The organism is Rossellomorea sp. LJF3, from assembly GCF_037046045.1.
Taxonomy (GTDB): domain Bacteria; phylum Bacillota; class Bacilli; order Bacillales; family Bacillaceae_B; genus Rossellomorea.
Genome location: NZ_JBANLY010000020.1, coordinates 1 through 18,980, shown reverse-complemented (window position 1 = coordinate 18,980; position 18,980 = coordinate 1). Strand labels below are relative to the sequence as shown.

Sequence of the window (18,980 nt, the reverse complement as noted above, 5' to 3'; positions counted from 1 at the left end):
TGCTAAAATCAAAGAACATTGATGGATAAGGGGAGTGGCAGGATGAATTCATTGGTTCTCAGCTTTCAGGAAATGGAACAATCGGAGCTTTCGCTTGTGGGTGGAAAAGGCTTAAATCTAGGGTTGTTATCAACGATTCAAGGAATTCAGGTGCCGGATGGTTTCAGTGTGACGACGGTTGGATTTCGGAGAGCGGTTGAACAGAAGGAGAACTATCATACATTGCTGGCGAGGTTATCCAAGCTTAAACCCGAAGATCGGAATCAAATAGGGGAAATCAGCAAGGAGATTCGGAAAGTCCTCCTGAATGTAACGATTCCTTCCGATGTAGTGGAAGCCGTTAGACACTATCACTCCCGGTTTGGAGAGGAACATGCCTATGCCGTCCGTTCAAGTGCCACGGCGGAAGATTTGCCACATGCCTCTTTTGCCGGGCAGCAGGATTCGTACCTTCATGTGATCGGCATGGATTCCATCCTCGAGCATATCCGCAAGTGTTGGGCATCCCTTTTTACGGATCGGGCCGTCACTTATCGTATGCAAAATGGGTTTGATCACAGTGAGGTTCACATTTCCGTTATTATTCAGAGGATGGTATCCCCGCAGGTTTCAGGGATTCTGTTTACGGCTGATCCCGTGAGTTCCAATCGGAAAGTGGTATCCATCGACGCAGGGTTTGGTCTTGGAGAAGCTTTGGTGTCCGGCCTGGTTTCACCAGATTCCTATAAAATACAGGATGGAATCATCATAGATAAGAAGATTGCAACGAAGAAACTGGCTATCTATGGGGTTAACGGTGGAGGAACGGGGACGCAGCCTATCCCTCCAGATCAGCAGCAGGCAGCGTCCCTTACAGATGAACAGGTTATACAGCTTTCCCGAATCGGCAGGAAGATCGAAGCGCATTTTGACTGTCCTCAAGATATTGAGTGGTGCTTGGAGGATGGCACATTCTACATTGTCCAAAGTCGGCCGATTACGACGCTATACCCGATTCCGGAAGCGGTTGATGGAGAGAACCGAGTGTATCTTTCCGTCGGCCATCAGCAAATGATGACGGATGCCATGAAGCCTCTTGGGTTGTCCTTTTTCCTGTTAACGACCCCTGCACCGATGAAAGTCGCCGGTGGAAGATTGTTTGTGGATTGCACACCCCGGTTGGCATCACCTGCCAGCAGACAGTCGTTCATCGATATAATGGGCAAATCCGAACCACTTATAAAAGATGCTCTCACAACGATTGTGGAGAGGAACGGTTTCATCAAAAGGGTTGAAGATGAAGGTATGCCTGCTCCAAGGAAAGGTGGAGTGGATCCAATCGACCCCGATCCTGCCATCGTTGCGGAACTAATAAAGAAAAGTGAAGTCTCGATCGACCAGTTGAAACAAACCATCCATTCGAAAACGGGATCTGAGTTAATCGATTTCATCTTAGAAGATATGAAGGAATTAAAGAGAACTCTATTTGATCCGCAAAGTTCCGGGGTGATCATGGCTGCGATGGATGCTTTATTCTGGATCAATGACCATATGTACGAGTGGTTGGGAGAAAAAAATGTGGCGGATACACTGTCTCAATCGGTCCCGAATAATATCACTTCTGAAATGGGCTTGGCATTGATGGACGTAGCCGATGTGATTCGTCCGCATCAGGCCGTAATCGATTATTTGCATCAGGTAAAAGAGGACCATTTCCTGGATGAATTGGTGAAAGTCGAGGGTGGGGAAGAAGCCCGGGAAGCCATCGAAGACTTTCTCTCCAAATATGGGATGAGATGCAGCGGAGAAATCGATCTTTCGAGAGTACGCTGGAGTGAAAAGCCAACAATCATTGTCCCGATGATCCTCAGGAACCTCGAACAGTTTGAGCCGCAGGAAAGCAAGCGTAAATTTGAGCAAGGGCGGCTGGAAGCTATAGAAAAAGAACGAGAATTACTGGAGCGATTAAGCTCATTACCAGATGGTGAACAAAAGGTAAAAGAGACGAAAAGAAGGATCGACATCATCCGGCATTTCACCGGTTACCGGGAATATCCGAAATACGGCATGATTCACCGCTACTTTGTTTATAAGCAGGCATTATTAAAAGAAGCTGAACGGCTAGTCGAACAGAATGTTCTTCAAGAAAAAGAGGACATGTTCTATCTTACATTCGAAGAATTACAGGGCTTGGTGAGAACCAATGAGTCGAAAGATGACCTCATCTCTAAGCGAAAAGAAGAGTACGACTACAATGAAAAACTGACGCCGCCACGTGTGATTACGTCGGACGGTGAAATCATCACCGGTGAATACAAACGGGAAGATCTTCCCGCAGGTGCCATTGCCGGCCTGGCTGTTTCATCAGGGGTGATAGAGGGGCGTGCACGGGTGATTGTCAACATGGAAAACGCGGATTTGGAAGAGGGAGATATTTTGGTTACCCCTTATACCGACCCGAGCTGGACACCGTTATTTGTCTTCATCAAAGGGTTAGTCACTGAAGTTGGCGGACTGATGACCCATGGAGCGGTGATTGCACGGGAATATGGACTACCGGCTGTCGTCGGCATTGAACGTGCGACCGAGCTGATACAAGATGGACAAAGAATCCGTGTGCATGGGACAGAAGGGTATATTGAACTATTATAAGAGGATCATCGTCTCGCTTTGAGACAGAGAAAATCATCCTGGTCGGTTATCGATCGGGATGATTTTTTTGATTTATTTACTTTTATTGGGATTGGAAGAGGTATAATGGGAGTTAACTAAACTGGTTAAGTTAGAGGGTGATTTAAGTATGCAGGGTTGGGGTAGGAAGTGGGTGATAGCCATGCTATGTGTCCTTCCAATGATAGCAGGGTGCAGGGTGATTTTGGTTGATGAAAGTAAAGAGAAGAGTGAAGTGGAAAAGGTCGTGCAAATGCATGGTGAAGCATTGAAGTTGGACGCAACAGTGCAGTTATTCAAAAAATCACTCCTATTACGCGGTGAGACCACTTTACCTAAAGGAGCAGTCGTAGGTGTTCAATTAAAACCATATCCCGATGATGCAACATCCCTTCAAATTATCAGAAACGCTATTGAACCACTGAACACTGTCGCATCTTCAGGAACGGTCAGAGTGAAGAAGGATGGGACAATTGAGTCGATCACGATTCCAAGACCGGATGAAAATAAACGCTATAGACTGGAAATCGTCCTTGATCCGAGAAAACAAGATGAAGATGTACAAGAAGCCCTCGGTCCTCATGGTGAAAACCTCTCCAACAGTGACGGAAATGTTTCCATCACAGAAAAATCACAAGCCATCACCTTCCTAAAAAAATACGCCAACATAATGAAAAGAGAAGAACCCGATGGCTTCATGGCAAAAATCAACCTCGTCTCCTTGGAAGAACAATAAGAGGGACGGACCTTGCATTCCAAGGTCCGTCCCTCATCTTTTATAACGGTGGAAGGTCAAATTTTCCTTCTTCGAATAGTTGTTTCAGCATGTGTTTGGTGTAGCCGGCGGCTTGGGAGAACTGGATTTTGGCTGGCATTGGTGCTTCGTCGGCGTCGACTACGACGTCGATGATGCATGGTTTCTTTTGTTGGATCGCTTTTTGGAGCGATGGAAGGATGTCCTCCGGGCGCTCGACGCGGTATCCGACTCCACCACAGGCTTCGGCGTATTTAGCGAAGTCAGGGTTCTGGAGGTTTGTGCCGAATTCAATATTCCCCATCACTTCCTGCTCGAACTTGATCATGGCAATCTTATGATTGTTTAGGATCACGACGATGATGGGTAAGTCATATTTGACTGCCGTGACGAAGTCCGCCATCGTCATGGCGAAACCACCGTCGCCACAAATCGCGAATACCTGTCGATCAGGATAGGCGATTTGACCGGCAATGGCACCCGGAAGCCCACAGCCGAGTGTCGCAAGCCAGCTCGAAATGATGAAGGACTGATTGGTGATTGGGAAGTGCCGGGCCATCCACACCGTTACGTTTCCGACGTCAACGGACAGGATGGCGTCATCGGACGCGACTTCCTTAAGGGCATGAATCAGTCGCTGCGGTTTGAGTGGGACCGATCCATCTTCCTCTTGTGATTCTAAGTTATCCCACCACTTGCTCGTGCGTTCCTGATTTTTCTCCAGGAATGTTCGATCTTCTTTCGTTGCGACATGTTCGGTCAGCCACTTAAGGGAAGTGCCGGCATCCCCGGCAAGACCAACATCAACGGGGTAGCGCTTCCCGATTTGGGATGGGTCAATGTCAATATGAATGGTTTTGGCATTATCAGGCAGGAATCCGGTGAACGGGAATGAGGTCCCGATCATCATAAGCATATCGGCTTCCTGCATGGCTTCATACGAAGGCTTTGTCCCGATCAGGCCGAGTCCTCCTAAGCAATACGGATGCTTATCAGGGATGACCCCTTTGCCAGGCAGGGTCAACACGATGGGTGCCCCCACTTTTTCAGCAAATGATAATAGTGTTTCCCGGTGCCCGTGGACGCCTTTTCCCGCAAGAATGATCGGTCGTTCCGCACCCTCGATGAGTTCTTTTGCTCTTTGCAAATCCTCAGGAAGAGGCGCAATGTTCTGCTTTACTGAAAAATGGGACGTCACACGTGCTTCTTTTCCTACTTCAAAGCGCGGGATGTCATCCGGGATGGTCAGGACGGACACCCCTTTTTTCGCATAGGCAGTCCGGATCGCCTGATTGACGACGGCGGGAAGCTGATCAGCGGACATGATGCGCTGATTATACACGGCCACATCGTCGAACATCCGCTCAAGATTCACTTCTTGAAAAGAGTCCGTCCCTAAAAGGTCCGTTTCCACTTGGCCAGTGATTGCCAACACCGGAGCTTTATCTAGCTTTGCATCATACAATCCATTTAGAAGGTGGATCGCACCTGGACCGGCAATCGCCGTGCATACGCCCAGTTTCCCCGTTAATTTTGCATAAGCGGCAGCGGCCAATGCCCCTGCTTCCTCATGCCTGACTTGAATGAACTTGATTTTGTCCTGTCTTTTCCGAAGTGGTTCTATAATGGAATTGATGGAGTCCCCTGGCATACCGTAAATATGGTCGACTCCCCATTCAATCAAAAGATCAATTAACTTCTCACCAGCGTTCTGTTTGAACATTACAACGTCTCCTCTCGAAATTGGTTATTCCTATTTTGGTACAATACTTCCTAAATTACTCAATATTTCTATTCCGAGATGCACATACTGAAAAAAAAGATCTGGAGTGATGAAAATGAAGAAGCTTGTGTTCCTTCGTCACGGCGAGAGCCTCTATAATCTTGAAAACAGGTTCACCGGTTGGACGGATGTCGATTTAACCGATGACGGCTATACAGAAGCAAGAAAAGCAGGGGCGGTCCTGAAGAAACACGGGTTCATTTTCGATGTGGCCCATACATCTGTTTTGAAAAGGGCGATCCGTACGCTATGGATCGCTCTGCACGAAATGGACCTGGTCTGGATTCCCGTATATAAATCATGGAGATTAAATGAGCGGCATTATGGGGGTCTGCAGGGACTGGATAAAGATGAAGTGACGGAGCAATTCGGGGAAGAGCAGGTTCATGAATGGAGAAGGTCGGCCGATGTCCGGCCACCGGCCATTTCAGAAGAGGGCCATCGCGAAAATCTGTCCGATCCGAAATACGCCGCCGTTGGCAAGGAGAATATGCCATTATCAGAAAGTCTCCTCGATACGGAAAAGAGGGCTCTCGTCTATTGGCATGAGGTGATCGTCCCGAGCATTCGGGACAATAAACGTGTCATCATTTCAGCACACGGAAACACGCTTCGGGCCCTCGTGAAATTCCTTGACCATATTCCGGATGACGGGGTTGTCAGTCTCAACATCCCTAATGGCATCCCCCTCGTATATGAACTGGATGACGACTTGAAACCTATCAGACATTATTATTTGGATGACGAGGGAGAGGTGCCGCATGATCGAATTCCGCGGCATATGGATATAGAGGATAGGGAGAATTGGGATTGGATGGGGTGAGGAAAAAGGAAAAGGACCAGGTTGCATGGTCCTTTTTTTTCTGTTACCTATCCTTTTCGAACCTGTCCAGCCAATTATGCACCAATGAATTGAACACATCCTCCTGCTCAATCTGCACATTATGACCACCCATATCAAGCACGGTGAAGGTAGCCCTTGGGTAGTTCTCGATTAGTCGCCAAGCATCCTGATATCCGACTACATGATCTTGCCGTCCTGTTACGATCAGAGTTGGACAGTCAAGTGTATGTGAAAGCTCGAAGGTGAAGCCGTAGCCATTTTCCCGGATCCTGTTTACGAATTCCTCGTTCGTATGAGTGGAAGGAAGCAGGATGTCATCACGGAACCTTTCCCATTCCCTCTGACCCTGCACGACTCCCATCGCGGAAAAAGCCTCTGCTTCCAGTGAGGAAAGATTCGATAGTAAGTCAGGGTCCTTTTTCAGTACGATTTGCTGCGGCAGTTCTCTTTTATCCGTATCGGGTATTACCATGGGTGCCAGAAGCATTAAGCCCCGAACTCTATCTTGTCGAGCCTCTACAATTCCCCTCGCCATATAGCCCCCATACGAATATCCGCACACAATGAAGGGTTGATCTGGAATCAACTCGTCCAGTAGTGCCAGTACAGCTTCCAACATATCGTCGGAATTTTTGATGGAAGGTAGTGCTTCCGATTTCCCCATTCCAGGCAGATCTATGTAAATCCGTTTCCATCCGGTGCGGTTCTCGAAGTTCGGTTCCATTGCATGCATCATGGCCTGATGATCCAGCGTCCACCCATGCACCATTACGATGGGAAAGCCGTCCCCGATGATTTTATGATAAATAGCCATGTATCTTCCCCTCCTTTTAATCTATTAAAAGTATATGTTATTTTCTGGATTATTCAAAGGGTACATCGCTGTGCGGATGGTGAGTTATTTGATGTGGTGGTTATGAAGATATCAAATTGAGTGTGAGGGGAGAGAAATCCCTATTTTTAGGCGTGATTTGAATGTAACCCTCCCTTTTTAGACCATGAAATTGTCTGTTGTAGATGGGAGCTGGGTCCAGGACAAGTCTCATGGCCGGTTTGTGAGATGATCTCTGAGTCAGCAATCTCCTTTGCGGGAGTATCATGCGGGAAATGAAAGGAATCATGCCTGATGGTAGATAATCGAGCGGGATCTGGACTTTTCATGCCGGAATAGAGATTATCATGCGAGATATCAAATAATCGTGCCGGGATGTCGAAAATTCTTTATCCTAAGGAAAGAAAGAAGGAAGAAACATCCCGCGCATGATATCACAAAACTTACTAGCTTGTGTAGAAAACAATCTCCTCAATATCCCGAACCCACTCCATAGCTTCAGTCCCATCCCTATTTCCGATCCACAGATCCCTTTTCGTATCAGTGAGGGATTTCCCCCTTAACCAAGCGAGTTTACCAATGGACGAGATATACTGAGGAGCATAGTCTCCAGACCCTTTAGGAGGGCTGGTTATCTTCATTTGTTTCTTCGAATCGATACTCAAGGTGTAAAGGACGGGCAGGGGATGCTTGCTAAAGTCGTTTGTCCACTCTTGCTCCTTGATCCTCGACACGACAAGTGATTTGTCAGTCATCCAATCAAAATCAAGGTCAGCGTAATCGGCAGGTGTGTATGTCCCTGACGCAGGCATTTCTTTTACCTTTAAGTCCTTATTTTTGAAGCCGAACACGATTCTTCCGCCGCCTGCGATATAGGCTAATGTATCGGTGGAAGGTGACCATTTCGGCTGTCCTACCTGCAAAATCATCTCGTCCAGTACCTCGAAACTCTTTCCTAGACTATCAATGACACAGACCATATCGCTGTCCATGGACCAGGAAGCGGTGGGAGACACCACAAACGAAATCCACTTGCCACTCGGGGAATAGGTCAGCTCTTCCGCATTGACGGCAATCAGTTTGTTTTGTTCATTTGTCCCGATTTCTTTAGGTAGTGTGAAAAACGGCTCCACGCCTCCGAACAATACAATATCCTCATAGTGATTGCCGACTTTTTTAGTAAACAAAGAGGCACTAGACCATCCATCCGGATTGAGGGTTCCAGATGAAGATAGAAGGAATCCACTGCCGTCCGGGAGCCACGTGAAATCACTGACCCCGGTTGCGATGTTGTAGAATCGGTTGAGGTCAGAGATATCTAATATTCCATTATTAATATAGGCAAGATGGTTTTTATGGGGAGCCCACTCCGGTGAGGTGCCGTTATATGAAATTCGCTTTTTTTGTCGGGTATTGAGATTGTAGGTCCATAGTTCTGATTGCCCTTCCGTTGCTGTCTCTACTTGAAAAGCGAGGAGGGAGCCGTCGGTCGACCATTTCGGCTTAGAGTGCACATTACCGGTATTCGTTAGTTGTTTTTCCTTTCCATCTACCAAGGTCCACACATTCCCTTCCCTGATAAAAGCGGCTTTTACTCCATCGAATGAAGCTGCGGATGTGGCTAAAGGAAAAAGTAGAGAAAGGATGAAGGCTAGGAGGATTGCTTTTTTCATTTGGTAAGTCTCCTTTTTTGTATATGGTCTTACTATTTTCCATGAGGGAATGCTTTATGTGATAAAGATAGTATTTTAAAAGAAGGAGTTCATCCCTTTATGATGAATACTATCAATGGAACGACATAATAAAGGAGGCAGACGAAAATGAATCGAACAGATCTACTCATAAGAATGCTCGACACAACATACGACCAGGAAAGCTGGTATGCCCCGTTCAAACCAGCAATCGAAGGACTCACGGCAGAACAGGCTTATTGGAGACCGGATGGAGAAGCAGCGAAAACCATATGGGAGAATGTAAATCACCTTACTTATTACAAAGAAAGACTGACGGCACAATTGGAAGGCCGTGAATGGACTCAAGCTCTCGATGGCAATGATACTTTCTATCTAACGGAACAAATAAATGATGACAAGGAATGGGGAGCAGTCGTTGAGCGTGTTGAATCGGCCCATGGTCGCTTAAGGGAAGCGCTTAGTAAAACAACGGCTGAAATGCTTGAAGAAAATTCTCTTGAAGAAAAATTGTTGGACATCATGATGCATGATGCTTACCATACGGGTCAGATCATGCAATTGAGGAAGATGCAGGGGGCGTGGCCGTCGCAGAGGTGAATAGTGAGGCGTGAAAAGCTGGGATCAAAAAGGGTCTTCAGCTTTTTTCTATATAAAAAATAAAACCCTTTCTTTTATATCGTATATTACGATATAATTTTTACTAACGATACAAAGGAGTGTTCTTATTGAAAGATAAAGTTATGTTGTTAAACCAGTATTGGACGGATATTTATTTTCATTTGCATTATCTCCATAGAGAAAAAATTTCTCATCAGGTGGTTCGTATTCTTCAACTTGTAGACAAGAAGTCAGGAGTTGGGGTAAATGAAATTGCTTCATACTTACAAGTTTCTCATAATACAGCATCAGAGCATGTAAAGAGAACGATTGAAAAAGGGTATTTAGTGAAGGTGAGAGATCCCCTTGATGAACGAAAAGTAATCCTGAGTTTAACAGAATCAGGGGAAGAGGTTTTGTATAGGAATACAAGCCTGGATGAAGAAAAGCTAGGAAAGGTTTTGGAGCAACTGAACGACGATGAAGAAGAACTGGTTGAACAAGCCCTCAAAATACTAAGTAAGAGGGCAAAAGAATGTACGTGATGGCGAAAATTATTGTATCGGCAGTCGTTATAGGTGTGGTGACTGAAATTTCAAGAAGATTTCCTTCATACGGAGGCATAATCGCAGCACTGCCTTTAGTAAGTTTACTGAGTATTATCTGGCTGTACGTTCAAGGCGAACAATCCACTGAAATAAGCAAATTTGCATTAGGGGTCCTTTGGGGATTCCCGGCGACTGCTTTCCTTCTGGTACTCGTATATGTAGCGATTCAGCATTCGATTAATCTATTTTTATCAATTGGGATCGGAATATTCGGATGGGGATTGTTTTTATTTATTCAAGAGTTGTTTCTGAAATATTTTAAAGAATCTTTAATAGGTTTGTTCGTTCAGAAGTAGGACATGTATCAAAAAAGTAAATCAGGTTAATTCAGTTAAGATTAGTTGGGGCCAGATCCTCAGGAGTTTTTTGGGGGACTAGACCTCAGCTTTCGAATTTTATTTTTTTTGGATCTCAGTCTAAACAACATTCACTATTTATGAGCTGTTTGTCGGAAATTTGAATTCCAAACTTTTTCTCAAACAGATTAATAGTGTTGTTGTGAATTAGAAATTATTGGATAATGGATATAGGTTTATCATCGAAGTTGGGAGAGAGATACGAATGGTCATTAATACAATAGAATTTCATATTCGTAATCTACCTTATATCATAAGGTCAGCAAGAGAAGAAGATGCTAAGAAACTGTCAGAAGTCCGGCTTCAAATCGATGGAGAGACAGAAAACATGGATAGGGTAAAAGGTGAGGCATACATAGATGAGCCGGGTTTTAAACATATAATCAGAGAAGATACAGAGAGTCCAAGAAACCTCTTCCTCGTATGTGTAGTCGAGGACAGGATTGCAGGCTTCTCCAGATGTGAAGGAAAATCATTAAAGCGGATTGCTCATAAGGTAGAGTTCGGTGTAGGTGTATTAAAGGAATTCTGGGGATACGGCATCGGGAAAAATCTATTAAAGATGAGCATACGCTGGGCAGATGACAACGACATGAAGAAGATCACCTTGAATGTCCTCGAAACCAATGGAAAAGCCATCATGCTCTATAAAAATAACGGATTTGAAGTTGAAGGAGTATTGAAGAGTGATAAATTATTATCGGATGGACGTTACTACGATACTGTGGTGATGGGACGGTTACATCCGTAAGGAGTGGTTCCTATGAATCTGACAGATAAGCCAACGAAAAAGTATAGCCTTCTTTTATTTGACCTGGATGACACGCTTCTTGAAAATTCTTCCTGGTTTGACGACGGGCTTGTTCAGACTCTTTCCGAGCATCCATTGACAAAGGGAATGGATGAACAACAATTTTTGAAGAAAATAAAACAACCTCCAAGATCTCTAATCGATAAACTTGTAAGTGGTGAACTAACTACATTTGAATTTAAAAGAGAAAGATGGAAGAGTGCTCTTGATTCATTTGAGGTAAAAGCAGAGATTGAGGAAATTGATCAGCTTGAATTACTCTTTGTTAACAGGAGTATGAATTTTATTACTGCCGATGAATCCGTATTACATTTAATGAATGAACTGAATAAGCAATTTGAAGTTGGAATTGTTACGAACGGACTTTATGACCCTCAACAAAAGATACTCAACATGGGTTTAGGGGAGATATTCAGCCAGGATAAAATATTCCATGCAGAACCATTAGGTTTTAGAAAGCCTGATTCCAGAATCTTTACTACTGCTCTAGAAGCATTTAATAGGAAACCTGAAGAGACGATATTCATAGGTGACTCGTGGACGCATGATGTAGTCGGTCCCATGGAAGCAGGGATGGAAGCGATATGGGTCAATTTCAGAGGGGAAGAAAAGCCAACCGATCATACTCCGTATGCAATTGTATCTTCTATTATGGAAATAAGAGATATTTTGGTGGGTGGCAGTGGGTAATAGCTCAGCGGGCATTCAAATAACTTGTAAAAACAGCACGGTTAATGAGATTCGGGTTAGAACAGAGTTGGATTTTTTAATAAGGAAGTATAATTTGAAGAATTATTTCTTTACAGATGCTGTAATCATTAACGAATCAGCCGATAATCCTCATAGTCACCCGGTATTAACGTTAAATACCAGACACTTAGGGAAAGAACATATTCTACTTTCTACTTTTATACATGAACAAATCCATTGGTATGCAGTTCAGCATTTTCATAAAATTAAATTAGCAATACAAGAGCTGAAAATTATTTATCCAATAGTTCCAGTTGGCTATCCGAATGGAGCAAGGGATGAATTTTCGAGTTATCTTCACATCATCATTAATTGGCTCGAGCTAGATTCTCTCTATCAAATACTGGAGAAAATCCAATACGAAGAAGTAGTGAATTTTTTGCAAAGCGATCATTATACATGGATTTATAAGATTGTTATATCGGATTATGAAATAATCAAAGAGAAATTAGATAAGTACGGGATTCAATTGAAGACTTCAAAAGGGGGAGAAGAAAGGTATGAATAAAACTTTAAAAGATCATCTCCACCAGCTAGAAGAGAATCTATTAAAACCAGAAACTCGCTCATCCAAAACAGAGCTTACCCGGATTCTCGCAGAGGGCTTTTTTGAGATTGGGAGTTCGGGTAAGATTCTTTATCAAGATCAGGAAATCAGTGAAGAAGGTATTGGTTTAGTGAAAATGACAATGGATCACTTTGAAGTTCAAGCATTATCTGATGAAATCGTATTGACAACATATAGAATTTTCAATGAGGAAACTCACCAACACTCGTTGAGGAGTTCGATTTGGAAATGGGCAGATGAAAGATGGCAAATGGTGTTTCATCAAGGTACCAGGGTTAGTTAGGATTATTAATCTTTAAATAAAAATTCAAACGGAAGACCAGGGTGAGCTTACCGTCAGGAAAATGATCAAGATGGTAGCGGGACATGCAAAAGGGCATCTTGAACAGATTGAAGAAACAAGAGAACTTCATTAAGTGTGAAGATAGAAGCTTATCAATCTCTAATGATAAGCTTCTTTTTTATCACTATATATTGAGTTGTTGTCAATAAACTGGAATAATTGGAATTGTCAGTAATATGGCTATTGTATCAAGGGGGAACATCATTTGAAAAAAATAAGCATGTTTATGATTAGTATTTTAGTTGTCCTTTCCCTGGAGGAAAAACAATGAACTACGTCAAAGATCTGCGTAAACTCGTTGGCACCAGACCCCTCATTCTCCCCGGGGCTGTCGTCATCATCTTAAACGACCAACAGGAAGTCCTTCTGCAGCACCGGACAGACGGTGGCTGGGGGCTTCCGGGAGGATTGATGGAACTGGGTGAAAGTTTAGAGGAGACGGCAAGGAGAGAAGTGAAGGAAGAAACCGGTCTTGAGATCGGGGAGTTGACCCTTGTAAATATCTTCTCCGGTAAGGACTATTATTTCAAAGTATCAAATGGGGATGAACTATATTCCATCACGGCTGTTTATGTCACGAAGGACGTGAGGGGAAAAATGAACATTGATGAAACCGAATCGGTTGCAGTCCAATTTTTCAAACTGAATGAACTGCCGAATGGATTAACAGATGAATATAAAAGCTATATTACGCCATACATAGATCAGTTAAAGAAGGTGCAAGTATGAACGCTTCAGAAAGCATATTGAAAACATGGACAAAATTTAATGATTTTCCCATGGAAACGTTAACGAAAGTCTGGTTTTATCACCAGGGGACTGTGAAGAAACAGCGTGAGGTCTCTCTTATGCGTGAACATCGGGAACAATTCGGCATGTCGGGGAATTGTTTCGATCTCGCTCTCTGGTTACTGGATGAGTTTAAAAGAGATGGCGTCGAGGCTTATCCCGTCGGTCATAACCTGAATTCAGAAGAGGCTCATGCGGCCGTCATTGCTCTGAATGAAAAAGGGGAACGATTCCTTTGTGACCTGGGCGATCAATGGTTGAAGCCGATTTTAATAGATTCGAAGAGTCCCGATTACTCCAACGAAAAAGTAGATGGTTTCTTTCCTGCTGCAAAGGTGCAGGTTCAAGCTCATCCATCAGGTACTGAAATCCTCTATCATAGACCAAATGGAAAAGTATCGAAACAAGTTTTCCAGACTGAACGAATTGAGATGGATACCTTCTTGAAGGCGGCTGAGCATTCTCAACATATGATAAAGAATCATCCATTATTGGAGTGCAGAATCCCGTACCAATCCGAAACGGCGCATTGGGAGTTTTATAACTGGGAGAGCTTTATGAGTACGACAGAAGGATTGATGAAAGACTCGAAGCTTGAAACGGTGTCCGAATGGGCTGAAAGGATTCATGGGAAAACGGGATACAACGAAGAAATTCTAATCGAGATATTAGAGCGTTATAAAAGCATACAAGTTTGAAAGGAATCATGATTATGAAAACAACCGCATACGTGACACTAAGAGAATTGACGCAGGACGATGCAGAAGACCGCTACCATTGGTGCCTGGATCAAGAAGTGACCAAATACTTAAACATGCCAGAAAAATATCCTCCCTTCAACCTGGAAGAAACCCGTGCCTGGATCGACATGTGCATCAACAAAACCAATGGATATGAACAAAAGGCGATCATGACGGGAGAAGGCAAACACATCGGCTGGATCGATTTGAAAAATATTGACCGGTTAAATAAACATGCGGAACTGGGGATTGCAATTGGGGATAAAACGTACTGGGGGAAAGGCTACGGATTAGCCGCCATGCGCGCGATGCTTCAATGGGGGTTCAAGGAACTCGGGCTGAATAAGATTTGGCTCAGGGTGGAGATCGATAATGAAAATGCCATCAAATCGTACAGAAAAATGGGATATGTGGAAGAAGGCATTTTAAGACAGGATCGATTGAGAAACGGAGAGTTCGTTGACCGACTCCGGATGAGTATTCTCAGGGAGGAATTTGTCTATGAATCAAAAATTTAAGGAGTTTATTGATATTGCCCGGAAGTTAAATGGGATGGGCATTACGCCACTGCTAATGGGGTCGGTGGGATTGGAAGTGGTCACAGGAAGGAGCTGGGATGCACAGGATCTGGACATCCATGTGCCTGGTGATAAGCGGGGATGGGAAGTCCCTGCAGAAACATCCATACATAACTGGAGTGAAATTGTAGAGCTCATGAATTCCATGGGCTATGCGCTGATCGATTTGCATGAACATGAATTTTCGAAAGAGGGATTATCCGTGGAGTTTGGAATCATCGATACGCTGCCGGAATTTGCTGGAGTTCGGATGGAAGATTTAGAGATTCATCAAAAGGGAGAGGCGACCTATTATTTGTTGAATCACAAACAATATTTACGCGTGTACGAAGCTTCCTCCAAGGACAGCTACCGGGCAGATCAAAATAATCATAAGGACTTGGGGAAGATCGAGTATCTGAAACGTGAGTTAAGCTCTCAGAGTGAAGAAGCAAACTCATAAACTATTTATGATACAGTAAAAATAAGCCAAATTCGAAATAATGGAGGTGTAATCATGTACTTTTTGATATTTCTAGGAATCGTCATCTTATATTTTGCCATCCGTATTTTTATCGGTTCAAGGAAAATGGAGTTTTATGGAGACAGTATAAAAAAGAATTCGTCAGATCCAAGAGATGAAGCTTATCAAAAGTCGGCTCAACATTCTCAACAAGCCACGAATGGCAACAACCAAACAGGTGGCGGTGGTGGGCCATCCGCTTAATTTTCATGAAAAGAAAGTGAGATGTTTGCCTTGAGAAGCCTGCCTTTTTCCCTTTTTCTCGTATTAGTTATGGTAGTTGGCTGCAATAACAATGGTGTTAAGCATAATAAAGACTTCGAGAAGTCCATCTTTTCTAAGGTTAAAGATCATAAGAACAGGGAAGTTGAAATCAATTCAATAACAGACTTCAAGTGGGACAAAGCTTACCTGTTCGAACCCTATTCACCCGAAGAGCATATTGAAAAACAGCTGGGGGTTGAATATGATGATCCAAGCCATATCAGTAGTAGGGAGGATATCTACTTACTTGTCTTTCTACATGAGGGTAAAGTGGTTCAGTATGCAGAAATTAATCGTCAAAGAGGGAATTTTTCAACTGGGGGAAAAGAGTATCTGTCTCCGAGTGAGGATGGATTGAAGATTGAAAGACAGTAACATCGTAGACTCTCTCATATTACCAAACCAAAAGGGAACTCCTTATCTCAGGAGTTCCCTTGGGTGTAAGGGTTTACTGGTTCAATTTCTCCAATAATCCCCCATCATCCATATTCCGGATCGTCACAATATCCCCCTCTTCATTGAGGTTCATTCGTCCACTGACCGTTGTAGTATTGGTTTCACCATTTTTCTCGTATTTCACTTTGACTTCATACTCATAAGCGAGATCTTGATCTTTCTTCACTTCAATATTACTTGGCTTCAATTGATACCCTTTTTCATACGCCATACGCTGATAAAATAAAATGTGATTCGTATTCAACATGTCTTCCCAATCCATCACCAGAGGCTTATAGTTCTCATCTACATACTCTTTTAATTCTGGTGGAAAGGCACCATCTTGTTCAAATGCAGCTTTGAGTTCATCATCAGGTCCAGTGAATTCATTTTTCAAAAAGGTTTGGATGGTTTCTGCGTTTTCATCACTTTCCTTGGGTGCACTGCATCCTGCCACTATAGCTACAAGAGCTGTTAACATGAATAATCTTATCGCCAGGTTTTTCATTCGTAAAATCGCCCCCTTATTAGTCTATACGATTCTCAATGGGAAATGTTTCAAATTATTCAGATAGGTATCGAAGAATTTAAAATCCAGTGTGTGGAGGAAATAATAAATGAACTCATTAGAAGAACAATACCGCAATCCAACGAAGCTTAATACCCGGATCAACATTCACGAAAAATATAGTGAAAATAAAATGGATTGGCATCGATGGCTTTTTGAACAAATAAACATATCTCCTAATAGCAGGGTTCTTGAAATCGGATGTGGAGACGGTACTTTTTGGTTGAAAAATAGAAATCGGATTGATTCTAGTTGGAGCTTAACTCTCTCTGATTATTCAGAGGGGATGGTTCAGTCTGTTCAACAGAATTTAATAGAAATACCTAATATCCAGTACACTCAACTTAACATCGAAGATATTCCTTTTGAAGATAATCGTTTCGATGTGATCATTGCCAACCACATGTTGTATCATGTCCCGAATAGAAAGAAAGCTTTAAGTGAAGTAAGGCGAATATTAAAGCCAGGTGGAACATTCTACAGTTCAACGATCGGCCAGAATCACTTGAAAGAATTTGGTGAGTTGTTAAAGCGCTTTGATCCTAATCTGGACTTTCCATCTGCCAGAGAACATGCTTTGAACTTCGGAGTGGAAAATGGGGCTGAGCAGCTTCAGGGCTATTTCAATGAAATCGTCTATAAAGATTTTCCAGGCGGGTTGAAGATTACAGACGAAAAAGCCATTTTAGATTATCTGCTTTCTTCAAATACAGAACTTAATGAAATCTTAGTCGATGACACGTTAGAAGAGTTTCTTCGTTTCCTTGCATCTGAAAAAGAAGCCAACAATGAAGCTATTCATATCACAAAGTCAACGGGATTGTTTGAGTCTAGATCATTTAGCTTGTAAGTCAATCCATTTTTTAAGAAAGCGAGGCAATCACTATGACCAATATCATCATCCTAAACGGAGGCTCAAGCTCCGGTAAAACGATCCTCGCAAAATGCCTCCAACATTCATTTTCAGAGCCATGGCTGAGATTCAGCATAGATGACCTGATCGAGTCTATGCCTGATGCCATGCTCAAGAAAGACAGCGGAATGAAATTCGGTGAAGATGGATCGGTCAGTCCAGGTGCGGAATTTAGAGAGCTGGAATCAGCATGGATGCACGGTATTGGAGAGATGGCACGAAGAGGAGCCAGGATCATCATCGACGATGTTTTTCTTAGTGGATTGGAGGGTCGTCAAAAATGGGAGACTGCCTTGGAAGGGCTACAGGTGCTGTGGATCGGTGTTTACTGTGATCCGGCAATAGCGGCTACCCGTGAGAAAGAAAGAGGAGACCGCATTGAAGGGATGGCTGTATCACAGGCTACTATCGTGCACAAAGGTATGAACTATGATGTGACGGTGGATACATCCATGTCAACGGCTGAGGAATGTATTCGATTGATTAAACAAAAAGTGTAAGCTTAATATCTTATTTTTCCTGGAGGAAGATTCATGAACCATATAACAAAAGGTATCGTATTTGTATTAGCAGGAATTCTATTCTTATTATTATCATTTATTCTCCCGCTTCCAACCCCGTTGTGGGCGGTCATCCTCAGTGCGAGTATTATTCTAAACTGTGCAGGGACTGTGTTTCTTATAAGATTCATTCAGGGATTTGAACAGAAGGAGAAAAAGTCAGAATAGAAACGAGTACATGATTCTATGAATATTGGTATGTGATATCCTTTCTATTTTAATGCACAAAAAAATAGCTTACCAACAACACTTTGGTAAGCCGCTACAAATAAGGAATTTTTCGATTTACAATAAGGGGTCCTGCCTTAAACCACTATCTTCAAGATGAAGAATAATTTCAGTATACTATTATTTTTAGGTTAGTAAAGGTGATATGCCTAGATGAATATTTTTTCTTCATGTGTTGATCAGAATAAGTTATTCTAAGATTGGAAATTTTAGTGAATAAGCGGAGGTAGGAAATGATTATTAAGAAACTAAACGAGACTGAAGAACTTCCCATGGAATTGCTTCTCCTGGCAGATCCTTCAGAGACCATCGTGAAGGAATATACCACCAGAGGAGAATGCTTTGTAGCAGAGCTCGAAAAGAAAATCGTTGGCGTATACGTCTTACTGCCAACAAGACCGGAAACCATCGAGCTAGTGAATGTGGCGGTTGCAGAAGAGATGCATGGGATGGGAATCGGTAAACAGCTGGTGATGGATGCCGTAAAGGTGGCTGGGGAGAAAGGGTACAAGACCATTGAAGTCGGGACCGGAAATTCAGGCGTCGGGCAATTGGCCCTTTATCAAAAATGTGGTTTCAGGATCGTTGGGGTGGATTTGGACTTCTTCGTGAGACATTATCCTGAAGAAATTTATGAAAATGGAATTCAGTGCAGGGATATGATCCGGTTGTCGCAGGATTTATAAGAAGAGACCCTTCCGAGGGTATCGACCCCCAAAAGTTAGAGTAGAAAACTAACTTTTGGGGGTGTTTTTATGGCTAAATATAGTGAAGAATTTAAACTAAAACTTGTCACCGAGTATCTGGAAGGCCA

Annotated in this window: 24 protein-coding genes; 20 read left to right on the top strand and 4 right to left on the bottom strand. The window is 43.1% G+C overall.

What is annotated here, in order from left to right:
- Window positions 1-42: 42 nt before the first annotated feature.
- Both ppsA and V8G47_RS16505 read left to right on the top strand, forming a co-directional pair.
- Window positions 43-2,631, top strand: coding sequence for a phosphoenolpyruvate synthase (gene ppsA, locus V8G47_RS16510; protein WP_336201095.1), 2,589 nt, complete (start codon window positions 43-45; stop codon window positions 2,629-2,631).
- Window positions 2,632-2,848: 217 nt separating this feature from the next.
- A complete protein-coding gene (locus tag V8G47_RS16505) occupies window positions 2,849-3,385 on the top strand; it encodes a hypothetical protein (RefSeq protein WP_336201094.1) in 537 nt (178 codons plus the stop codon).
- Between the two features lie 40 nt (window positions 3,386-3,425).
- Here V8G47_RS16505 and V8G47_RS16500 read toward each other — a convergent pair whose 3' ends face one another.
- Window positions 3,426-5,126, bottom strand: coding sequence for a pyruvate oxidase (locus V8G47_RS16500; protein WP_336201093.1), 1,701 nt, complete (start codon window positions 5,124-5,126; stop codon window positions 3,426-3,428).
- Window positions 5,127-5,241: 115 nt separating this feature from the next.
- Between V8G47_RS16500 and gpmA the strand changes: the two genes are divergently transcribed.
- Window positions 5,242-6,009: a 2,3-diphosphoglycerate-dependent phosphoglycerate mutase gene (gene gpmA, locus V8G47_RS16495; RefSeq protein WP_336201092.1), complete on the top strand. Its 768-nt coding sequence runs from the start codon at window positions 5,242-5,244 to the stop codon at window positions 6,007-6,009.
- 43 nt (window positions 6,010-6,052) lie between these two features.
- Here gpmA and V8G47_RS16490 read toward each other — a convergent pair whose 3' ends face one another.
- Window positions 6,053-6,844 (bottom strand): alpha/beta fold hydrolase, encoded by a 792-nt coding sequence (locus V8G47_RS16490; RefSeq protein WP_336201091.1) that lies wholly within the window; start codon window positions 6,842-6,844, stop codon window positions 6,053-6,055.
- Window positions 6,845-7,308: 464 nt separating this feature from the next.
- Entirely contained in the window at window positions 7,309-8,535 is a 1,227-nt protein-coding gene (locus V8G47_RS16485; RefSeq protein WP_336201090.1) for a TolB family protein, read from the bottom strand.
- A 147-nt stretch (window positions 8,536-8,682) separates the two neighbouring features.
- Between V8G47_RS16485 and V8G47_RS16480 the strand changes: the two genes are divergently transcribed.
- The 13 genes from V8G47_RS16480 (at window position 8,683) to V8G47_RS16420 (ending at window position 15,837) form a co-directional block, all read left to right on the top strand.
- Window positions 8,683-9,153 carry a DinB family protein gene (locus V8G47_RS16480; protein ID WP_336201089.1) on the top strand — a complete coding sequence of 157 codons (471 nt, stop codon included), beginning with the start codon at window positions 8,683-8,685 and terminating at the stop codon, window positions 9,151-9,153.
- Window positions 9,154-9,281: 128 nt separating this feature from the next.
- Entirely contained in the window at window positions 9,282-9,698 is a 417-nt protein-coding gene (locus tag V8G47_RS16475; RefSeq protein ID WP_442970870.1) for a MarR family winged helix-turn-helix transcriptional regulator, read from the top strand.
- Window positions 9,689-10,057: a DUF3147 family protein gene (locus tag V8G47_RS16470; RefSeq protein ID WP_336201087.1), complete on the top strand. Its 369-nt coding sequence runs from the start codon at window positions 9,689-9,691 to the stop codon at window positions 10,055-10,057. The genes V8G47_RS16475 and V8G47_RS16470 overlap by 10 nt, the downstream gene beginning before the upstream one ends.
- 265 nt (window positions 10,058-10,322) lie before the next feature.
- Window positions 10,323-10,868: a GNAT family N-acetyltransferase gene (locus tag V8G47_RS16465; RefSeq protein ID WP_336201086.1), complete on the top strand. Its 546-nt coding sequence runs from the start codon at window positions 10,323-10,325 to the stop codon at window positions 10,866-10,868.
- Between the two features lie 12 nt (window positions 10,869-10,880).
- Window positions 10,881-11,618, top strand: coding sequence for an HAD family hydrolase (locus tag V8G47_RS16460; protein WP_336201085.1), 738 nt, complete (start codon window positions 10,881-10,883; stop codon window positions 11,616-11,618).
- Window positions 11,605-12,186 (top strand): hypothetical protein, encoded by a 582-nt coding sequence (locus tag V8G47_RS16455; protein ID WP_336201084.1) that lies wholly within the window; start codon window positions 11,605-11,607, stop codon window positions 12,184-12,186. The genes V8G47_RS16460 and V8G47_RS16455 overlap by 14 nt, the downstream gene beginning before the upstream one ends.
- Window positions 12,179-12,529, top strand: a complete 351-nt coding sequence (locus tag V8G47_RS16450) for a nuclear transport factor 2 family protein (protein WP_336201083.1) — start codon at window positions 12,179-12,181, stop codon at window positions 12,527-12,529. The genes V8G47_RS16455 and V8G47_RS16450 overlap by 8 nt, the downstream gene beginning before the upstream one ends.
- A 327-nt stretch (window positions 12,530-12,856) precedes the next feature.
- Entirely contained in the window at window positions 12,857-13,318 is a 462-nt protein-coding gene (locus V8G47_RS16445) for an NUDIX hydrolase (protein WP_336201082.1), read from the top strand.
- Entirely contained in the window at window positions 13,315-14,076 is a 762-nt protein-coding gene (locus V8G47_RS16440) for a hypothetical protein (protein WP_336201081.1), read from the top strand. The genes V8G47_RS16445 and V8G47_RS16440 overlap by 4 nt, the downstream gene beginning before the upstream one ends.
- Window positions 14,077-14,090: 14 nt before the next feature.
- Window positions 14,091-14,636, top strand: a complete 546-nt coding sequence (locus tag V8G47_RS16435; protein WP_336201080.1) for a GNAT family N-acetyltransferase — start codon at window positions 14,091-14,093, stop codon at window positions 14,634-14,636.
- Complete coding sequence (locus V8G47_RS16430; RefSeq protein WP_336201079.1) at window positions 14,620-15,138, top strand: phosphoribosylanthranilate isomerase; 519 nt, start codon at window positions 14,620-14,622, stop codon at window positions 15,136-15,138. The genes V8G47_RS16435 and V8G47_RS16430 overlap by 17 nt, the downstream gene beginning before the upstream one ends.
- Before the next feature lie 54 nt (window positions 15,139-15,192).
- On the top strand, window positions 15,193-15,402 hold the full coding sequence (locus tag V8G47_RS16425; protein ID WP_336201078.1) for a hypothetical protein: 210 nt from the start codon (window positions 15,193-15,195) through the stop codon (window positions 15,400-15,402).
- Between the two features lie 69 nt (window positions 15,403-15,471).
- The gene (locus tag V8G47_RS16420) at window positions 15,472-15,837 is read left to right on the top strand and encodes a hypothetical protein (protein WP_336201077.1); all 366 of its coding nucleotides are present in this window, start codon (window positions 15,472-15,474) and stop codon (window positions 15,835-15,837) included.
- Between the two features lie 73 nt (window positions 15,838-15,910).
- Here V8G47_RS16420 and V8G47_RS16415 read toward each other — a convergent pair whose 3' ends face one another.
- Window positions 15,911-16,405 carry a hypothetical protein gene (locus tag V8G47_RS16415; RefSeq protein WP_336201076.1) on the bottom strand — a complete coding sequence of 165 codons (495 nt, stop codon included), beginning with the start codon at window positions 16,403-16,405 and terminating at the stop codon, window positions 15,911-15,913.
- A gap of 109 nt (window positions 16,406-16,514) precedes the next feature.
- Here V8G47_RS16415 and V8G47_RS16410 point away from each other — a divergent pair, with 109 nt between their 5' ends.
- The 4 genes from V8G47_RS16410 to V8G47_RS16395 all read left to right on the top strand — a co-directional run bounded on the left by V8G47_RS16410 (window position 16,515) and on the right by V8G47_RS16395 (window position 18,852).
- Entirely contained in the window at window positions 16,515-17,315 is an 801-nt protein-coding gene (locus V8G47_RS16410; protein WP_336201075.1) for a class I SAM-dependent methyltransferase, read from the top strand.
- Window positions 17,316-17,350: 35 nt separating this feature from the next.
- On the top strand, window positions 17,351-17,878 hold the full coding sequence (locus V8G47_RS16405) for a chloramphenicol phosphotransferase CPT family protein (protein ID WP_336201074.1): 528 nt from the start codon (window positions 17,351-17,353) through the stop codon (window positions 17,876-17,878).
- Between the two features lie 33 nt (window positions 17,879-17,911).
- Entirely contained in the window at window positions 17,912-18,106 is a 195-nt protein-coding gene (locus tag V8G47_RS16400; RefSeq protein ID WP_336201073.1) for a hypothetical protein, read from the top strand.
- A 293-nt stretch (window positions 18,107-18,399) separates the two neighbouring features.
- Window positions 18,400-18,852, top strand: coding sequence for a GNAT family N-acetyltransferase (locus tag V8G47_RS16395; protein WP_336201072.1), 453 nt, complete (start codon window positions 18,400-18,402; stop codon window positions 18,850-18,852).
- The last annotated feature ends 128 nt before the right edge of the window (window positions 18,853-18,980 follow it).